General features: G+C 71.8%; 10 protein-coding genes. 4 read left to right on the top strand and 6 right to left on the bottom strand.

Going from position 1 to position 18,650, the window contains the following annotated elements; translation table 11 throughout:
- Positions 1-562: 562 nt before the first annotated feature.
- Together ACSUPV_RS34210 and glpK are read left to right on the top strand one after the other, a co-directional pair.
- Entirely contained in the window at positions 563-1,360 is a 798-nt protein-coding gene (locus ACSUPV_RS34210) for an MIP/aquaporin family protein (protein ID WP_114250841.1), read from the top strand.
- 19 nt (positions 1,361-1,379) lie between these two features.
- Positions 1,380-2,900, top strand: coding sequence for a glycerol kinase GlpK (glpK, locus tag ACSUPV_RS34205; RefSeq protein ID WP_436949157.1), 1,521 nt, complete (start codon positions 1,380-1,382; stop codon positions 2,898-2,900).
- A gap of 120 nt (positions 2,901-3,020) precedes the next feature.
- Here the strand turns inward: glpK and ACSUPV_RS34200 are convergent, their stop codons facing one another.
- Genes ACSUPV_RS34200 through ACSUPV_RS34180 form a run of 5 tightly spaced genes read right to left on the bottom strand, consistent with a single transcriptional unit; the run spans position 3,021 to position 11,210 of the window.
- On the bottom strand, positions 3,021-3,626 hold the full coding sequence (locus tag ACSUPV_RS34200; RefSeq protein ID WP_359794313.1) for a GTP-binding protein: 606 nt from the start codon (positions 3,624-3,626) through the stop codon (positions 3,021-3,023).
- The gene (locus ACSUPV_RS34195; RefSeq protein WP_436949156.1) at positions 3,607-7,257 is read right to left on the bottom strand and encodes a hydantoinase B/oxoprolinase family protein; all 3,651 of its coding nucleotides are present in this window, start codon (positions 7,255-7,257) and stop codon (positions 3,607-3,609) included. Before ACSUPV_RS34195 ends, ACSUPV_RS34200 begins: the two co-directional genes overlap by 20 nt.
- A 24-nt stretch (positions 7,258-7,281) precedes the next feature.
- A complete protein-coding gene (locus tag ACSUPV_RS34190) occupies positions 7,282-7,677 on the bottom strand; it encodes a DUF742 domain-containing protein (protein ID WP_010046285.1) in 396 nt (131 codons plus the stop codon).
- 9 nt (positions 7,678-7,686) lie between these two features.
- Entirely contained in the window at positions 7,687-8,121 is a 435-nt protein-coding gene (locus ACSUPV_RS34185) for a roadblock/LC7 domain-containing protein (protein WP_037769232.1), read from the bottom strand.
- Positions 8,118-11,210, bottom strand: coding sequence for a nitrate- and nitrite sensing domain-containing protein (locus ACSUPV_RS34180; protein ID WP_436949155.1), 3,093 nt, complete (start codon positions 11,208-11,210; stop codon positions 8,118-8,120). Before ACSUPV_RS34180 ends, ACSUPV_RS34185 begins: the two co-directional genes overlap by 4 nt.
- Positions 11,211-11,631: 421 nt before the next feature.
- Here ACSUPV_RS34180 and ACSUPV_RS34175 point away from each other — a divergent pair, with 421 nt between their 5' ends.
- Positions 11,632-12,195 carry a hypothetical protein gene (locus ACSUPV_RS34175; protein ID WP_382616546.1) on the top strand — a complete coding sequence of 188 codons (564 nt, stop codon included), beginning with the start codon at positions 11,632-11,634 and terminating at the stop codon, positions 12,193-12,195.
- 185 nt (positions 12,196-12,380) lie between these two features.
- Positions 12,381-13,943 carry an APC family permease gene (locus ACSUPV_RS34170; protein WP_382616545.1) on the top strand — a complete coding sequence of 521 codons (1,563 nt, stop codon included), beginning with the start codon at positions 12,381-12,383 and terminating at the stop codon, positions 13,941-13,943.
- Positions 13,944-13,989: 46 nt separating this feature from the next.
- On the opposite strand, the gene ACSUPV_RS34165 is transcribed toward ACSUPV_RS34170, so the two are convergent.
- On the bottom strand, positions 13,990-18,627 hold the full coding sequence (locus ACSUPV_RS34165) for a hypothetical protein (protein WP_436949154.1): 4,638 nt from the start codon (positions 18,625-18,627) through the stop codon (positions 13,990-13,992).
- Between the last annotated feature and the right edge of the window lie 23 nt (positions 18,628-18,650).

The raw sequence follows: 18,650 nt of genomic DNA, 5'->3' as shown, positions 1-18,650 counted from the left end.
CGTACGGCGGCCGTCAGCGGGCCTCCGCTGGTCCGGTTGAGAAACCGGCAGGTCAGGTAGATCCTGGACACGAGCAAGCGAGGAGTCAGGTGCGGCTGGGCAGTCGCCGAAGGCGGAGCTCAGCGGAGGCCGGACACCATCCGTCATGCCTCGCGCGGCGCACCAAGGCCCGCGCGGGTCCGACCCAGATCTGAACAATGACCCGACCGGGTATCGCCGCGGCCGTGCAACCGGCCACCCGGCCCGGCAGGATCCCGGGCGGCCGTCACATGGCCGTCAACCGTTGCGGTCGGCCACCTTGACGCCCTTTGGGTGCCGGTGAACACTTCCGGTGTCAGTCGACATCGCCGTACATACTCGGCGTAATCCGGCACTGCGGCGCGTGAACGCGCCTGCGCCAAGGCCCCTTCCCCCACGGGCGATTCGGCTGCGACGGCACGCTCGTCACGGATGCCGGGCGGGGCGCGGGACCCCCTGCCTCCGGCTGAAGTAGCCATGGGAAAACGCATCCTGCACATGAGGACCGGGGCGGATCGTCCCGGGCCGGGGCCTAGGAGCCGCCATGAGCAACGTAGACATCTTTGTCGGCGAGATCATCGGAACGGCGATTCTCATCCTGTTCGGCGCGGGCGTCTGCGCCGCCGTCACGCTCAGATTCTCGAAGGCGCGAGCCTCCGGCTGGATCGTCATCACGTTCGGCTGGGGCTTCGGTGTCCTGGCCGGCGCGTACACCGCCGCCCCGCTGTCGGGCGGCCACATCAACCCCGCGGTCACATTCGGCCTGGCCGTCGACACAGGCGTGTGGAACAAGGTCTGGGTCTACGTGCTCGGGCAGATGGTGGGAGCGATCCTGGGCGCCATTCTGGCGTACCTGCTGTACTTCGCCCAGTTCCGAGCCAATGTACGGCAGACGGGTACCACGGACGGCACGGTGGACGAGCCGGTGCCGACCCTGGGCATCTTCTCCACCATCCCGGAGATCAGGAACCCGGTCGCCAACCTGATGACGGAGGTCCTCGCGACCATCGCCCTGGTGCTGCCCATCCTCGCGCTCGTCGGCGACAACCGGGTCGTCCAGGGGGTCGGCATCGGACCGATCCCGGGCGAGGGAGCCGGGATCTACGGCTCCGGTATCTCGATCCTGCTGGTGGCCCTGCTGGTCGTCGGCATCGGTCTCTCGCTCGGTGGGCCCACCGGTTATGCGATCAACCCGGCGCGTGACCTGGGTCCGCGCATCGTGCACCAGTTCCTCCCGATCCCGAACAAAGGGACGTCCGACTGGGGATACGCATGGGTTCCGGTGGTGGGGCCCTTGGCAGGCGGAGTCCTCGCGGCCCTCATCTACAACGCAGCCTTCTGAACCAGCCCGAGGGGTACTCATGACGGACAACGCCGAGAAGTACGTCGCAGCGATCGACCAGGGCACCACGTCGAGCCGCTGCATCGTCTTCAACCAGGACGGCGCGATCGTCGCCGTCGACCAGCGCGAGCACCGCCAGATCTTTCCCAAGCCGGGCTGGGTGGAGCACGACGCCACCGAGATCTGGTCCAAGACCCAGGCGGTGGTCGCCGGGGCGATCGCCAAGGCCGGACTGCGGGCCGACCAGCTGAGCGCGATGGGGATCACCAACCAGCGGGAGACGACCCTCCTGTGGGACCGCGCGACGGGCAAGCCGGTGCACAACGCCATCGTCTGGCAGGACACGCGGACGGCGGCGCTCTGCAACCAGCTGGGCGGATCGGACGGGCAGGACCGTTTCCGCGAGCAGACGGGGCTGCCGCTGGCCACCTACTTCTCCGGGCCCAAGGCGGCCTGGCTGCTCGACAACGTGCCCGACCTGCGGGCGCGTGCCGAACGCGGTGAGATCGCCTTCGGCACCATGGACTCGTGGCTGATCTGGAACCTCACCGGCGGCACGGACGGCGGGCAGCACGTCACCGACGTCACCAACGCCGGCCGGACCATGCTGATGAACCTGGAGACCCTCCAGTGGGACTCCTCGATCCTCTCGGCGATGAACATTCCGGAGGCCATGCTGCCCGCGATCAAGTCCTCCGCCGAGGTGTACGGCACCGCTGTCGGCCAGCTCGCCGGCGTCCCCGTGGCCTCCGCGCTGGGCGACCAGCAGGCGGCCGTGTTCGGGCAGGCCTGCTACGACGTGGGCACGGCGAAGAACACGTACGGCACGGGAAGCTTCCTGCTGCTCAACACGGGCAACCGCCCGGTGCCGTCGAAGAGCGGCCTGCTGACGACCATGGGGTACAAGATCGGCAGTGAGGCGCCGATCTACTGTCTGGAGGGGTCGATAGCCATAACGGGCGCGCTCGTGCAGTGGTTCCGCGACCAGCTCGGCATCATCCGCACCGCCGACGAGATCGAACCCCTGGCGGCGAGCGTGGAGGACAACGGCGGCGCGTACATCGTGCCGGCGTTCTCCGGCCTGTTCGCGCCGTACTGGCGCTCCGACGCGCGTGGCGTGGTCACCGGCCTCACCCGGTACGTCACGAAGGCGCACCTCGCCCGCGCGGTGCTGGAGGCGACGAGCTGGCAGACGCGCGAGGTCGTGGACGCCATGTACCAGGACTCCGGGGTGCACATCACCACCCTGAAGGTCGACGGCGGCATGACGAAGAACAACCTGCTCATGCAGCACCAGTCGGACGTGCTCGACGTGCCCGTGGTGCGGCCCAAGGTCTCCGAGACGACCTGCCTGGGCGCCGCGTACGCGGCCGGTCTGGCCACCGGTGTGTGGAACGACCTGGACGAACTCAAGGCGCACTGGCAGAAGGACGTCGAGTGGACGCCGTCCATGGACGCGTCGGTGCGGGACCGCGAGCACCACAACTGGCGCAAGGCCGTGGAGCGGAGCTTCGGCTGGGAGGAGGACGGCGACAGCTGACCACGCGCGCGTGGAGGGCCGTTTCCGACTGCGGCCCGTACCCCCGCCGGCGGGGGTACGGGCCGTGCCCGCCGGTGGGCACCGGTCAGTGGTCAGCCGTCAGCCGTCGGCCGTCAGCGGTCAGGAGGTCACCGTCTGGCGGTGTTCGGCCGCGTAGGCCATCGCGTGCTGGACGACGCCGATGAGCGCTTCCTTGACGGACTCGCGGTCGCGGGCGTCGCACATCATGAGCGGTACGCCGTCGTCGAGGTCGAGGGCCTGGCGGACGTCCTCGACCGGGTAGCGCGGGGCGCCCTCGAAGCAGTTGACGCCGACGAGGAACGGTATGGCGCGCCGTTCGAAGTAGTCGACGGCGGCGAAGCAGTCCTCCAGGCGTCGGGTGTCGGCGAGCACGACGGCACCGAGCGCTCCCTCGGAGAGTTCGTCCCACATGAACCAGAACCGCTCCTGTCCGGGCGTGCCGAAGAGGTACAGCACCAGGTCCTCGCGCAGGGTGATGCGGCCGAAGTCCATGGCCACGGTCGTGGTGTGCTTGCCTTCCACGCCGCTGGTGTCGTCGACCGGGCGCCCGGCCTCGGTGAGCAGTTCCTCGGTGCGCAGCGGCCTGATCTCGCTGACCGCGCCGACGAGCGTGGTCTTGCCCACGCCGAAGCCGCCGGCCACCAGGATCTTGAGCGTGACGGGCTCGACCGGAGGCTTGCCGCGCTCAGAACGCCCGAAGATCATCGATCTCTTCTCCTGCTTGATGGGGGTCGGGCGACGGCGGGCCGTAGCCTCCGCCGCCGGGGGTTTCGATGACGAGTACGTCGCCGGTGACGACGTCCGCGGAGCCACTGCCGCCGAGGTCGGTCACCGTGCCGTCGGCGTGTTCCACCCGGTTGGCGCCGAGAGCTCCCGGCTCGCCACCCGCCATACCGTACGGGGGGACGCGGCGGTGCTGCGAGAGCGTGGAGACGGTCATGGGCTCCAGGAAGCGGATGCGGCGCACGGCACCGTCCCCGCCACGCCACCGTCCGGCGCCGCCGCTGCCGCGCCGGACCGCGAACTCCTCGAGGCGCACGGGCAGTCGCCACTCCAGGACCTCGGGGTCGGTGAGGCGAGAGTTGGTCATGTGGGTCTGAACGACGGGTGCGCCGGGGAAGCCGTCGCCCGCTCCGGAGCCGGAGGCGACCGTCTCGTAGTACTGGTGGCGGGCGTTGCCGAAGGTGACGTTGTTCATGGTCCCGGAGCCCTCGGCCTGGACGCCGAGGGCGGCGTAGAGGGCGCCGGTGATGGCCTGGGAGGTCTCCACGTTGCCCGCGACGACGGCGGCCGGCGGCTCGGGCGCGAGCAACGAGCCGGGCGGTACGACGATGCTCAGGGGGCGCAGGCAGCCGTCGTTGAGGGGGATGTCGTCGGCGACGAGAGTCCGGAAGACGTACAGGACCGCCGCGTTGACGACCGAGAGGGGCGCGTTGAAGTTGGTGGGCAGTTGCGCGGACGTGCCGGTGAAGTCGATGGTCGCGGCCCGGTTCTCGCGGTCCACGCGTACGGTCACGCGGATGACGGCGCCCGAGTCGGTCTCGTAGGCGTACGCGCCGTCGTCGAGGGCGTCGATGACACGGCGCACGGCCTCTTCGGCGTTGTCCTGGACGTGCCGCATGTAGGCCTGGACGGCGTCGAGGCCGAATTCCCCGATCATGCGGCCGACCTCGTCGACGCCCTTCTGGTTGGCGGCGATCTGGGCGCGCAGGTCGGCGAGGTTGGTCTTCGGGTTGCGGGAGGGGTGCGGGGCCTCGGTGAGGAGGCGGAGGGTCTCGTCCTCACGGAAGCGGCCGTTCTCGGCGAGCAGCCAGTTGTCGAAGAGGACGCCTTCCTCCTCGATGGTGCGGCTGTTCGCGGGCATGGAGCCGGGGGCGATGCCGCCGATCTCGGCGTGGTGGCCGCGTGAGGCGACATAGAAGAGGATCTCCTGGTCACTCTCCGTGTTGTTCGTCGACGGAGTGGCGAAGACCGGGGTGATCACGGTGACGTCGGGCAGGTGGGTGCCGCCGTGGTACGGGTCGTTGACGGCGTAGGTGTCGCCCGGGCGCATGCGGGGGCCGCGCCGGCGGATGACCTCTTTCACGCTGGTCCCCATCGAGCCCAGGTGGACGGGGATGTGCGGGGCGTTGGCCACCAGGTTTCCGTCCGGGTCGAAGAGCGCGCAGGAGAAGTCCAGGCGCTCCTTGATGTTGACGGACTGGGCGGTGGACTCGAGGCGGGCGCCCATCTGCTCGGCGATGGACATGAAGAGGTTGTTGAAGACCTCAAGCAGAACCGGGTCGACTTTCGTGTCGAGATCGGAACTCTGCGTAATCGCGGCGCGTTCCATGAGCAGATGCCCGTCGTCGGTCGCCGCGGCCCGCCAGCCGTCGTCGACGACGGTCGTCGCGCCGGCTTCGGTGATGATCGCCGGGCCGTTGACGGGGTCACCGGGGGGAAGGTCCTCGCGGCGGTGGAGGGGGACGTCGCGCCAGGATCCGCCGGTGTGGAGGCGGACGGTCCGGGGCGGGGCGGGGCTGCCGTCCGGGGTGGCCCCGTAGGGGGCGAGAGCGGAGAGATCGGGGGGTTCTGTGATGCCGGTGGCTTCGACGGAGAGGGCTTCGACGACGATCGGGCGATCGAGCGTGAAGGAGTACGTGGCGCGATGACGGTCTTCGAAGGCTCGCCGCATCGTGTCGGGCTCGGTCAGCTCGACGGTGAGGGTGGTGTCGGTGCCGTCGTAGCGGAGTTCCGCGCGACGGGTGACCTCGATGCGTTCCTCGGGGACGTCCTCGGCGAGGAGTTCGGCGCGCGCTGCGGCTTCGAGGTCTTCGGCGGTCTTGCGGACGCCGGGCATGGAGGCGGGTTCCAGAGGTGCCTCGACGGACTGTTCACGCATGGCGGTGGTGTCGGCGAGCCCGATGCCGAGCGCGGAGAGGACACCGGCCATGGGCGGCACGAGGACGGTGCGGATGCCGAGGGAGTCGGCGACCATGCAGGCGTGCTGGCCACCGGCGCCGCCGAACGTGGTGAGGGCGTAGCGGGTGACGTCGTGGCCCTTCTGGACGGAGATCCGCTTCACCGCGGACGCGATGTTGGCGACGGCGATCCGCAGGTAACCCTCGGCGACCTGCTCGGGGGTGCGGTCGTCGCCGGTCCGCTCACTGATCTCGCGCGCGAGGGCGGTGAAGCGGTCCCGGACGAGTGCCTCGTCGAGGGGTTCGTCGCCGTTCGGGCCGAACACGTTCGGGAAGTGGGCGGGCTGGATACGGCCGAGCATGACGTTGGCATCGGTGACGGCGAGCGGGCCGCCGCCCCGGTAGCAGGCGGGTCCCGGGTCCGCGCCCGCCGAGTCCGGCCCTACGCGGTAGCGGGAGCCGTCGAAGTGCAGGACGGAGCCGCCGCCGGCCGCGACGGTGTGGATGTCCAGCATGGGGGCGCGCAGCCGGACGCCGGCGATCCGGCTGGTGAAGACGCGTTCGTACTCGCCCGCGAAGTGGGAGACGTCGGTGGAGGTGCCGCCCATGTCGAAGCCGATGACGCGGTCGAAGCCGGCGAGCTGCGACATCCGGGCCATGCCGACGATGCCGCCGGCCGGGCCGGACAGGATGGCGTCCTTGCCGCGGAACTGCCCGGCCTCGGTGAGGCCGCCGTTGGACTGCATGAACATCAGCCGGACGCCTTCGAGTTCGTCGGCGACGTGCCGGACGTAGCGGCGCAGTACGGGCGAGAGGTAGGCGTCGACGACGGCGGTGTCCCCGCGGGGGACGAGCTTCATCAGGGGGCTGGCCTCGCTGGAGAGCGAGATCTGCGGGAAGCCGATGCGGGCGGCGAGCTCCCCGACAGCCTGTTCGTGGGCGGGGTGGAGATGGCTGTGCATGCAGACCACGGCGACCGCGCGGATGCCGTCGTCGTACGCCTCCTGGAGGGGCCCGGCGAGGGCGTCCAGGTCGGGCGCGAGGAGGACGGTGCCGTCGGCGTCGATGCGCTCGTCGACCTCGACGACCCGTTCGTACAGCAGCTCGGGCAGGTCGATGCGTCGGGCGAAGATGCTCGGGCGGTTCTGGTAGGCGATGCGCAGGGCGTCGCGGAAGCCGCGGGTGATGGCCAGGAGGGTGCGTTCGCCCTTGCGCTCCAGGAGGGCGTTGGTGGCGACCGTGGTCCCCATGCGTACGGTCTCGACGGGCTCGGCGGAGGCGGACAGCAGGGTGCGGACGCCCTCGACCGCGGCGTCGGCGTAGCGTGCCGGATTGTCCGACAGGAGCTTGTGCGTGAGCAGCCGGCCGTCCGGGCGCCGCGCGACGACGTCCGTGAAGGTGCCGCCTCGGTCGACCCAGAACTGCCAGCCAGTCACGTCAGTACCCCGCTTCCGCGCTGCTCACAGCGCCCGGAGGCCGTTGATCACGTCGCGCAGAATACTCTCGTCCGGCAGTTCGGCCGGGGGTACGGGCCGGTTCACGTGGACGAATTCCGCGTCCACGAGATCTCCGACGAGGACCCGTACCACCCCGATCGGCAGGTCGAGTTCCGCTGCGAGTTCGGCGACCGACTGCGGGACGTCACGGCACAGTTCGACGATGTCCACGTGCTCCGGGGAGAGCATGTGGTCGGCCTCCGGGTCGTCCGCGTGCGGTTCGGTGACCACGACCGCGATCAGGTCCAGCCGATGCTGGCCCTGGCTGCTGGTGCGGCCGCGCGTCATGGCGTACGGACGGACGACCGGTCCGGCCTCGTCGTCGAACCAGTGGCTTCTTCCCTGACCGTCAGCGCTCATGTCATCCCACTACCCGCCTGCGGGCAGATCGGTGCGCGGAGCGGCGCCCAGATGCACACCCACCCGCTTCACGAGGAGTGTCATCTCGTAGGCGACCTGGCCGACGTCCGAGTCGGCGTCCGAGAGGACGGCGAGGCAGCTGCCGTCGCCGGCGGCCGTCACGAACAGGAAGGCGTCGTCGAGCTCGACGACCGTCTGACGGACGTTACCGGCCTCGAAGTGGCGTCCCACCCCCTTGGCGAGGCTGTGGAACCCGGAGGCGACGGCGGCGAGGTGCTCGCTGTCCTCCCTGGTCAGGTCCTTGGACAACCCTGTCGGCAACCCGTCGCCGGAGAGCACGAGGGCCTTGCGGATGCTCGCGACGCGGTCCACGAGATCGTCGAGGAGCCAGTTCAGCTCCCCCTTGCCGTTCGCGGTGTGGCCGGTCGCCTTCGGTGCGGTCATCGACCGTCCCCCTCTGTCGTTCCTTGTCGTGCTGCGCCGCTGTGGGCGGCATCGCCCGCGGCGTTCTCCTCGCGGCCGCGCTGCCAGCCGCGCTGGAGCGAGGCCATCCGGCTGCGTACTTGCTCGGCGTCGCGTTCGGCGGGCTCGGTCCTGGCCTCCGTCCGAGGCTCGGGGCCCCGTTTCAGCTGCGGGGCCAGGTTGGCCTGCCGGACGCGCCGGGGCAGCGGCGCGGTGCCGGAGCGAGGCGTCTGGGGTGTGGAGCGGGGGGCGTCCCCCCGTCCTGCCGAGCCGGTCTCCTGGGGCGCCGCTCCGGAGCCGGTCCCATGGCGCACGGGCCCGCCGGGCATGGCCGCCGAGATGCCGGAGAGGCGGTCGGGTGCGTCCGGGCCGCTCGAGGCGATCTCCGCGCGGCGGGTACGCCGGGGAAGGGAGGACGGCTCCGACCGGTCGCCGGAACCGCTGCCGGACGCGGCAGGGGATGCGGTGCGTTCCTCGCTTCGGCCGACCGCGCCGATGCCCCGGCGAGCGGAGTCCGTCCCCCGACGGCGGGCCGGCAGGGGCGGCGGCGCGTCCGGCTGCGACGCGCTGCCGGACGGCGAGCCCTCGGTGCGGCGGCGCTCCGGAAGCGCGGGCTCCGGGCCGGTCCGGCCCGTGTCCCGACCGCTCGGGGAGTCCTCGCCGCGGCGGCGCGACGGGAGCGAGGGCGTGGCCCCCGACTCCGCTCGGCCGGTGCCCGCGGTCTCCTCGTCGGTCTTTCCCCGCCGGGAGCGCTGCTCGGTGACGGGGCGCCCGTGCGAGCTGACCAGCTTGGGGGTGTGGCGGCGGGGCAGCGGGACCGGAGCGCTCAGCTCGTCCTCCGGGTCCGTGCGGTCGCGTGCGCCGCGTGAGTCGGCGGCCTGCTGGTGGGTGTCGGTGCGGCGGTCGACCGCCTCGTCCTGGGCGCGGATGAGGGAGTGGCGCGGGCGGAAGAGGCCGCCGTGTTCGCTGTCCTCGTCCTCGATGGCGCCGGGGAAGTCGCCGATGGCGTCCAGATCGACGGGGGCCTCCAGCTCGACCGGTCCGTCCAGGAGAGAGGCCGGCAGGCCGGGCCGCGGGGCGGGAGCCTGGGACAGCGCGGCGCGGCGGTTGTCCTGCGGCTCGCTCTCCTTGGCCAGTTGGGGCCGGTCGAGCCGGAAACCCAAGCCGTTGGTGTCGGGGACGTCGTCCGTCAGCAGCGCGTCGGGGATGAAGACCACGGCGGTCGTGCCGCCGTACGGGGAGGGCTGCAGGGAGACCCGGACGTTCTGCCGCTGGGCGAGGCGGCTGACCACGAACAGGCCGAGCCGGTCGGTGTCGGAGAGTTCGAACTCCGGCGTCTCGGCGAGCCGGAGGTTGGCGTCCAGGAGCGCTTCGGCGGCCATGCCGAGGCCGCGGTCGTGGATCTCGAGCGTGAAGCCGTTGGCGACCCGCTCCCCCAGGACCTGTACGGCGGTGTGCGGCGGGGAGAAGACCGTGGCGTTCTCCAGGAGTTCGGCCACGAGGTGGGTGAGGTCGGCCACGGCCGGGCCGGTGACGGCGATACGCGGAAGACGGCGGACCTCGATGCGCTCGTAGTCCTCCACCTCGGCGACGGCGGCGCGGACGACGTCCATGAGCTGGACGGGCTTGCGCCATTGGCGGGAGGGAGCGGCGCCGGAGAGGATCACGAGACCCTCGGCGTGCCGGCGCATGCGGGTGGTCAGGTGGTCGAGTCGGAACAGGTCGGCGAGTTCCTCGGTGTCCTCGGTCCTGCGCTCCATGGCGTCGAGCAGGGTGAGCTGCTTGTGGAGCAGGACCTGGCTGCGACGCGCGAGGTTGACGAAGACCTCGGAGACACCGGCGCGCAGTTCGGCCTGCTTGACGGCGGCCTCGACGGCGGCGCGCTGGAGGGTGTTGAGGGCCTGGCCGACCTCGCCCATCTCGTTCTTGTCGTACTCCAGGCGCGGCACCTCGGTCTCGACGTCGACCTGCTCGCCCGCGGAGAGGCGGCGCATCACGCTGGGCAGCCGCACTCCGGACGCCTCGTGGGCCTCCAGTCGGAGCTGCCGCAGGTCGCGGATGAGGGTGCGGCCGACGCGTACGGACAGGAAGAGGGAGAGCAGGAGCGCGATCAGGCCGAGTGCGCCGGCGATGACCGCCTTGGCGATGACGCCGATGGCCACCGGGTGGACGCGGTCCTGGTAGCGGTCGTTGGCCTGGTCGTTGAGGGTGCCGAGCTCGTCGAGCACGTTTCCGGCCGCGCTGTCCCAGCTCTTCGCGGTGACGCCGCGCGGTGTGCCGGCTCCCGAGTCGAGGGCTGCTTCCTCGGCGACGCGCAGGGGTGCGGAGGAGGCGTTCTTCCAGAAGCTCTCGTAGCGGTCGCGCTCCGCGGCGGGCAGCAGCTGCAGGTTGACGTCGTACATCAGCGTGCGCTGGGCCACGAGGTCGGAGATGTCGCGCTCTTCGGCGTGGGAGATCCTGCCGACGATCAGGGCCGAGCCGAGGAGGGCGTCTTCGCGGGAGAGGAGTTCACGGGCGCGGGCGAGGTTGACCAGCGCGCGGTACTGCTTGTCCAGCTCGACGTTGTCGACCACGTGCAGGTTGGCCAGCAGGGCGTAGCACGGGTCGACCAGGCGGTTGTAGAGGTCGAGAGCCTGCGAGCGGTCGACGGTGCCGTCCTCGACACTGCGGCGCAGCGACTCGATGCCGTCGAAGGCGTCCAGGACCGCGGTGAGCCGCTCGTCGGTGTCCTGGCCCATCGCGTCGCGCACGTCCGGGTTCTCGGCGTTCTCGCGGATGCCGCCGACGGCCTCGTCGGTGGCGGCCCGGCTGCGCCGGAGCGCGGCGAGTCCGTCGGAGGCACGGGGGTCGGCGAGGTAGACGAGAGTCTGGCGGCGTTCCTCCTGGAGGACGCGGACGGTGTCCTCGACGGGGTAGGCGATCTTCTCCACCACGGACGACACGTTGAACAGGTCGCCCGCCTCGCGTCCCGTGAGCACGGTGGCGAAGGCCCAGATCGCGGTCAGGGACACCAGCGGCACGAGAAGCAGCGCCACGATCTTCCGGCGGATGGACTTCCCGCGAAAGCGCATGGCCTCCCCCAGCTCGGGCCCCCGGCCCTACCGGGGGTACACATGTGCGTCAACAAACGGCGCGAGCCTACTACCGACGCACAGGGAACTCGAAGACCGGTCCGGAGGCTGAACTTCCGCGCCAGCCACGAGGCGTGGGGAGTTGTCCGGTCATTGCAGGAGTTGTCTCCCCGAATCCGGTGGTGAGCGTACGGGCCAATCCCCGTGGTCGGCCAGGGCGGTTGGCTGAAATTTTTCGGTTTCTGGGAATCTTCGTGGCGGGTTGTTCGTCCTTCACTACGGGAAATGGGGGCGGAATCGACCACAGGAGCCGCATCCCGAACCCGGGCGGCGTAAAACAGCGCAAGCCGGGCAGCCACTGGGGAGCACGAGTCTTCGGATGCGGGCGAGCGGTCTGCCGGCGGTGGGGAGTGACACGTTGATGGGCACGGCGGAGCGGCGCGGGGCGCCCAGGGCTGGTGGGGTGCAGGTGACGGGGCATCGGGATCCAGGGGTGACCGATCATGACATTCCGGCTGCCGAGGCAGAGACAAGGACCCGAGAGGCGGACGTCCCGGCTACCGAGGTGGGCCGTGGCATACGCGAGCAGCAGTACTACCGGCCCTTGTGGGTCGAGGAGCCGGCGCGTCGGCGCCGGTTGCCGGATCCGGTGCGGACGGCGGCTGTGCGGGCGGTCCTGCTCATCGCCGTGACGCTGATTCAGGCGATGGTGGCCTTCCTGTGCACGCTGGCCGGGTCCTGGCTGGCGTTTCCCATGGTGATCAGCAGTGTGGTCAGCACGATCGTGGCCACCTGGGGAGCGCTCGACGTGTGGGTGACGCGTCAGGTCTGGAACCAGCGCAACGGGGTGGTGTCCATGCCGAGCAGCACGGCACGGGCGCTGCGCCGTGAGCGCCGCCGGGCCCGGCGTCAGGCCCGAGCGGCGGCCCGGGCACAGGGGCGGATACGCCGGCGGGGTGGGGCCGGGCAGTTGTCCCACTCGTGAAGCCGGCGGCCACTTCTCGACCTGCACGCTTCAGGCAGTCCTGCTTCGGACGCGAACCGGGACCTGTGAGGGTCACGCGGAGTACCGCGAGGTGAAGCGCATCTGGCGCAAGACCCGCCGCACCCCTCAGGGTTGGTTCGACCGACCGAAACCGGCCTGCCGGAACACGCATCGAGGAACCGCCCATGACAGCTCCCTCGCAGTCCACAGACCCACACGGCCAGGACGACGCAGAACTCACCGAGTTCGGCTACAAACCCGAACTCAAGAGAACCCTCGGCAACTTCCACACCTTCGCCGCCGGGATCAGCTACATCTCGATCCTGACCGGCACCTTCCAGCTGTTCTACTTCGGCTACGGCAGCGGCGGCCCCGCCTACTGGTGGTCGTGGCCGATGGTCTTCGTGGGCCAGTTCATGGTCGCCCTCTGCTTCGCGGAGCTCGCCGCCCGCTATCCCGTGGCGGGATCCGTCTACAACTGGTCGAAGAAGATAGGCAATCCGCATCTGGGCTGGCTCGCCGGCTGGATGATGTTGATCGCCTCGATCGTGTCCATATCGGCCGTGGCGCTGGCCTACCAGTTGACGCTGCCGCAGATCTCGTCGTTCTTCCAGTTCGTGGGGGACGGCACCGGTACGTACGACGTGGCGACCAACGCGGTCATCCTGGCCGCGGTGTTGATCCTGTTCACCACCCTGGTGAACGCCTTCGGCGTCAAGCTGATGGCACGGATCAACACGGCGGGCGTGTTCATCGAGTTGATCGCCACTGTGGTACTGATCGTCCTGTTCGCCGTCCACATCACGCGCGGTCCCCAGGTCGTCATGGAGACGCACGGCACCGGCGCGGCGTACGGAAACGGGTATCTGGGCGCCTTTCTCGTGGCGTCGCTGGCCTCGGCGTACGTCATGTACGGCTTCGACACCGCCGCCTCGCTCGGCGAGGAGTCCCTGGACCCGACGCGGAACGCGCCCCGCGCGATCATCCGGGCGATCGTCGCGTCCTTCATCCTCGGCGGGTTGATCCTGTTGCTCGCGTTGATGAGCGTGTCCAGTCTGAACGGCGAGAAGCTGTCCACGGACGGTCTGCAGTACATCGTGCTCGACGTGCTCGGCCCGACGGCCGGCAAGGCGATGCTGTGGTGTGTGCTGATCGCGGTGACGGTGTGCGCCCTGGCGGTGCACACGGCGGCGGTCCGGCTGGCGTTCGCGATGGCCCGCGACAACAACCTGCCCGCGTCCTCGAAGCTGGCCAAGTGCCATCCGCGGTTCCAGACACCGGTCCTGCCGACCGTGATCATCGGGATCTTCGCGCTGGCGATCCTGGTGGTCAACATCCGCCAGCCCCAGATCTTCACCGTCGTCACCAGCATCGGCATCATCATGATCTACCTCGCCTACCTGGGCGTCACGGTGCCGCTGCTGGTCGCCCGGCTGCGGGGGAGGTGGCAGCCCGCGGACGGGGGCCGGTTCTCGCTGGGCCGCTGGGGCCTACCGGTCAACATCGTGGCCGTGCTGTGGGGCGGGGCCATGACGCTCAACCTGATCTGGCCGCGGGCCGCCGTCTACAACGCGACGGAGCCCTACCACTGGTACCTGCGCTGGGGCGCGGTGCTGTTCGTCGCGGTCATCGCGGGCGGCGGCTTCGCCTACTACTGGTTCGTCCAACGGCACCGGACCGGGGTGCTCGCCGAGCACCGCTCGGACGCCGCGGCCGCCGCCCCCGTCGCCACCCCGGCGGCCGACTGAGGACCGAAGGAGGACCTGCGCGTACGCATGCCGGAGGACGCCCGACCTAGGAGGTCGCGGCCGCCGGGCGCTTGTACATCCTGGTCGCCGTGATCTCGCTGTGGACCGCCTCCCCCGCCTGGGGCTGCTGCGGCAGGCCCGGGCGGAGGTGCTCCTCGACGCTGATGTACTTCAGGCCCGCCCTGAGGTCGGCGTCGTTGCGCATGCGGATGACCAGGGGGAACTCGGCCAGCGCGGTGGTGTCGAACAGGCCCGTGGTGTACAGGAGCTGGACGCCCAGGGCGTCCGACACCGCCCGCTGGAGCTCCAGCAGGTACGTGGCGTTGGCGCGGCCGATGGGGTTGTCGAGGAACAGCGTGCCCGCGTGCCGGTGCTTGTCGCGGCCCCGGTCGTTCGAACGCAGGGCGGCCATCGTGCAGTACAGGGCGATGGCGGCGGTCAGCAGCTGGCCGCCGGAGAAGACGTCGCCCATCTGCCCGACGGGCACGCGCTCGGCGCGCAGCACCGCGTCGGGCTTGAGGATTTCGACGGCGACTCCCTTGGGCTGGAGGGCCGCGGCCACCCCTCGCAGCAGCAGGGACATGCCGTCCCGCCGCAGGTCGGAGTTCTTCTTGACGGCGGCGCGGGTCGCCTCGTCGATGACCTCGCCGAGCCGCTCGGTGAGCGTGGCCTGGTCGGGCTCCTCGAAGCGGATGCGGAGGAACTCCTGCCCCGACCACTCGCCGAGGCCCTCCGGCAGCCGGGAGAGCCGCTGGGCGGAGCGGAGGGTGGCCAGGGCCGATTCGACCAGGCCGCGCAGCCGGTCCACGATCGAGTCGCGGTTGCGCTCCAGCTGCTCCAGCTCGTCGGTGAGGACCCGCAGCCGCGGCGCGAAGGCGTCCGCCCACTTCTGGGCGTGTTCGGGCAGCGCGGAGGCGGGCAGTTCGCGGATCTGCTGCCGGGCCGGGGTGCGGACCTGCTCGTAGCGGGTGGAGTTGGCGTGCCGGACGAGGATGTCGCTCGCCTCGCGGACGGCGGCCTCGGCGGCGGACAGGTCGGCGGCGCAGCCGCGCAGGGAGCGGCGGGCCTCGGCGGCCGCCTGCCGGGCCTCCTCGGGGCTGCCGGGGTACGGCTCCGTCTCCTCCTGCTCTTCCTCCGTGGTGTGCTCGCGCAGCAGGTCGCGGAGCATGGCGGCGATCTCGTCGAAGCCGCTCGCCGCGTCCTCGGCGGCGCGGTGGGCGTCGAGGAGTTCGGCGTGCGCCTCCCGGGCCTGGTCGAGTGCCTCGGTGTGGGAGGCGAGTTCGGCCGTGGCGGTGCGCAGCAGGGTCTGGGCGTGTTCGGCGTCGCGCGGCTGGAGGTCCTCGGGGAGGTCGGTGTGGGCCTCGCCGTCCTCGGGCGCGTGCCGTTCGGCCTCGCCGCGCAGCCGGCCGAGCTGCTCGCTCGCGGTCGACATGCGGGTCTCCAGAAGCTGCACCAGCTCCTCGGCCCGGGCGGCGGCGGCCTGGCGGCTCGGCCCGTCGGAGCCGTCGGGGGATTCGAGGAGTTGCTCCGCGCGCGTGCGGACCTTGTTGCTCAGCCGGTCCAGCTCCGCGCGGGCCGCGCTCTCGTCGCTCTCCGCGCGGGCCTGTTCGGCGCGCAGGTCGGCACCCACGCCGACCTTCTCGTACACCTGGGAGGCGGCCCGGTAGGCCTCGCGCAGTGCGGGCAGGGACGTCTTCGGGGTGTCGGTGTCGTCCTCGGGCACGTCGTCGGGGGCGCCTGCGATCTCGGAGCGCTCGGCGCGCAGCGCGCGGGCGGTGCGGCGGGCGTCGTCGGCGGCGCGCTGGGCGGCACGGCGGTCCTCGTCGGCGGCCCGGGCCCGTTCCAGGCAGGCCTGGGCGCTCGCCTCGGCCTCGGCGGCCTCGTCGGCCAGTTCCCGCAGCTTGACCTGCCAGCCGGCCCGCTCACGCAGCCGGAAGGCGAGTCCGGCGAGGGCGTCGGCGGAGCGGCGGGCCTTCTGGGCGGCCTCCTGCCGCTCGTCCCGGACGCGTGCGGCCTCGGCGGCGGCCTCGTCGGCCTCGGCCCGGACGGTGCGCGCCTCGGCCAACTCGGCCTCCGACTCCTCGGCGAACGCGCGGGTGTCGTGCGCCGCCTGGGCCAGTTCGGCCAGCCGGCCGGCCGGGCAGCCGGTGCGCCAGGAGGCGAGCCGGGCGGCCAGCTCGCGGTCCTTGCCGAGCCGGGCGGCGAGCGTGCGGATCTCCTCGTCCCGCTCGGTCGCCCGGGCGCGCAGCGCCTGCCGTTCCTCGTCGGCGGCGTGCTCGTCGTGCATGGCCGGGTTCGGCGGCACGAGGAAGACGTCACCGCTGTCGGTGTCCGGGGCGGGGGTCGGGGCGAGCAGGGCGGCGGCGGTGCCGACCGCCACGGCGGAACGCGGCAGCAGCGCCGCGTCGCCCAGCGCCTCGCGGGCTCGGGCGTGGGAGTCGGGGTCGGTGATGATCACGCCGTCGACGAGTTCGGGCCGGGCGGCCAGCACGCGCGCGTGGTCGGCCGGGTCGACGGCCTGGGCGAGGTAGCGCCAGCCGGGCAGGGCGGGGATGCCGTGCTCGCCGAGGAACTCGACCGTGGCCAGCACGTCCGGGCCGGGCGGCAGCAGCCCGCCGTCACCGAGCGCGCCGAGGATCCGGGAGTCGTCGGCGGCGGCCGTACGCAGCTCGAACAGCTGTCGTTCGGCGGAGGAGACGGCGTCGTCGAGCAGCTCGCGCAGGTCGTCGGCGAAGCGGTCGAGTTCCTCGGGGGTGAGGCCCTGCTCGGCGGGGCCGGACGGGGTGGGCTGCCCCTCGTCCGTGCCGTGGCGGGGCTGCGGGATGCCCGGGCGGGTCTCGGGGGTCAGGCCGAGCAGTTCGGCCAGGCGCTCCTCCCCCGCCAGGGCCTCGGCGGTGCGGCGCTCGGCCTCGTAGGACCGCTCGGCGGCGGTGGCCGCGTCGGCCGCGCGGGCCGCGGTCAGTTCGGCGCGGGTCTCGGTGGCGGCGGCCTCGCGCGCGTGCTCGGTGGCCCGGCGGGAGGCCTCGCGGGCGGAGTCCCAGGCCGCGACGGCGGTCTTCTCGGCGTCGCTGGCGGCCAGGGCGGCGCGGGCCGGGTCGGCGTCCGGCGCGCTGTCGTCGAGCCAGCCGGCCCGGACCGCCTCGGCCGTCTCCTGCTCGACCTCGGCGAGGCGCTGCTTGAGGTGCCCGACCTCGCTGCGGGCGCGCTGTGCCTGCGTGGCGGCGGCGGTGGAGTCCCGGTAGGCCGCGTCGCTGACCTCCTGGAGGGCGGCGGACCGCTCCTCCTCCTCGTTGGCGTGGTGCTCGGCCTTCTCCGCGGCCGCGTGCAGGGCCCGCACGAGGTCGACGGCGGCCTTGGAGCGGGCGGCCAGCGCGGGGGCGGCGTCCCGCTCGGCCTCCTGGATCGCGGCGGACACGCGGGCGACGCGGTCGGCGGCGGCGCGGTGGCGCAGGACGGCCTCGGCGGCCTGCCACGCGGAGTACAGCGTGCGGGCGTCGGCGAGTTCGCGCTTCTGCGCGGCGGCGGACTTCTCGGCGGCGGCAAGAGCCAGCGAGGCGTGCCGGTAGGCGAGTTCGGCGGAGATCAGCGCGCTGCGCTCGCGGGCCGCCTCGGCGTGGGTGACGGCGTACGCGGCGGCGGTGACCCGCTGGGCCAGGTCGGCGGCCCGGGCCCGCTCCTGCACGCCGCGCGCGGACAGCCTCCGGGCCAGCGTCCGGGTGCGGCGCTCGGCTCCGGCGTGGACGTCACGCGCGCGTGCGCGGGCCTCGGCGGCCTCGACGATCCGCCCGAGCAGGTCGACGGAACCGGCGGTGAAATCGCGCTCGGCGATCAGCTCGGCCCTGCGGCCCAGCTTGTTGCCGAACCCGCTGACCAGGTCGGCGAGCCCGTCGGTGTCGCGGGTGTCGGTGACGGCGCGCAGCAGCAGGTCGGTGAAGTCGGCGTCCTTCTTGACGGCGAAGAGACCGGCGGCCTCGCCCTCGTCGGCGTTCATCTCCCGCTGGTAGCGGAAGAGTTCCGGGTCGAGGCCGAGGTCGCCGAGGTGCTCGATCCAGCGGTCGTGGATCTCCTCCCAGTGCACCTCCAGGTGCGGGTAGGTCTTGCCCGCCTCCATGAGGGCGTCCCGGAAGCCCTTCATGGTGCGGCGCCGCCCGCGCGCCCCCGACTGGCCCTCGACCGGGGGACGTACGGCGGTGGACTCGGCGACGGGCAGGTTGTCGAGGCTGAGACCGGGGCCGGGCCGGAAGGAGTACCAGGCCTCGGCGAACTTCCGCGGGTCGTTGGAGACCTGTCGTCCGCGCCACTCGCTGACCTTGCCGACGACGACGCACTCGCCGGTCAGCACGTGCTGCCACTCCAGCGCGACGTGTCCGCAGTCGTCGGCGAGGAGGAACTTGCGCAGCACGCCGGAGCTGGCGCCGCCGAGCGTGTTGCGGTGGCCCGGCAGCATCACCGAGAAGATCAGCTTGAGCAGCACCGACTTGCCGCCGCCGTTCTCCAGGAACAGCACGCCGGCGGGCGCGGGCCGGCGCGGTGGGCCGACGGGCTCCTCCTCGAAGAACTCCGCCTGCGTGGGCGCGGGGTCGGGCACGGGCTCGCCCACGCCCCGCAGGTCGAGCACGGTGTCGGCGTAGCGCGCACCGGCCGGCCCGATGGAGTAGAGGCGGACCCGGGACAGCTCGTACATGGCGGACTCTCGTAAGTCTTCGT

Source organism: Streptomyces sp. SudanB52_2052 (assembly GCF_964272415.1).
GTDB lineage: Bacteria > Actinomycetota > Actinomycetes > Streptomycetales > Streptomycetaceae > Streptomyces > Streptomyces olindensis.
Note: the sequence above shows the minus strand (reverse complement) of the source record. Positions and strands in the feature narration are given on the sequence as shown.

Excerpts from the sequence above, each read along its gene's own strand:
- ACSUPV_RS34210 (WP_114250841.1), top strand. The coding sequence starts at position 563 with ATGAGCAACGTAGACATCTTTGTCGGCGAGATCATCGGAACGGCGATT.
- glpK (WP_436949157.1), top strand. The coding sequence starts at position 1,380 with ATGACGGACAACGCCGAGAAGTACGTCGCAGCGATCGACCAGGGCACC.
- ACSUPV_RS34200 (WP_359794313.1), bottom strand. The coding sequence starts at position 3,626 with ATGATCTTCGGGCGTTCTGAGCGCGGCAAGCCTCCGGTCGAGCCCGTC.
- ACSUPV_RS34190 (WP_010046285.1), bottom strand. The coding sequence starts at position 7,677 with ATGAGCGCTGACGGTCAGGGAAGAAGCCACTGGTTCGACGACGAGGCC.
- ACSUPV_RS34185 (WP_037769232.1), bottom strand. The coding sequence starts at position 8,121 with ATGACCGCACCGAAGGCGACCGGCCACACCGCGAACGGCAAGGGGGAG.
- ACSUPV_RS34180 (WP_436949155.1), bottom strand. The coding sequence starts at position 11,210 with ATGCGCTTTCGCGGGAAGTCCATCCGCCGGAAGATCGTGGCGCTGCTT.
- ACSUPV_RS34175 (WP_382616546.1), top strand. The coding sequence starts at position 11,632 with ATGGGCACGGCGGAGCGGCGCGGGGCGCCCAGGGCTGGTGGGGTGCAG.
- ACSUPV_RS34170 (WP_382616545.1), top strand. The coding sequence starts at position 12,381 with ATGACAGCTCCCTCGCAGTCCACAGACCCACACGGCCAGGACGACGCA.
- ACSUPV_RS34165 (WP_436949154.1), bottom strand. The coding sequence starts at position 18,627 with ATGTACGAGCTGTCCCGGGTCCGCCTCTACTCCATCGGGCCGGCCGGT.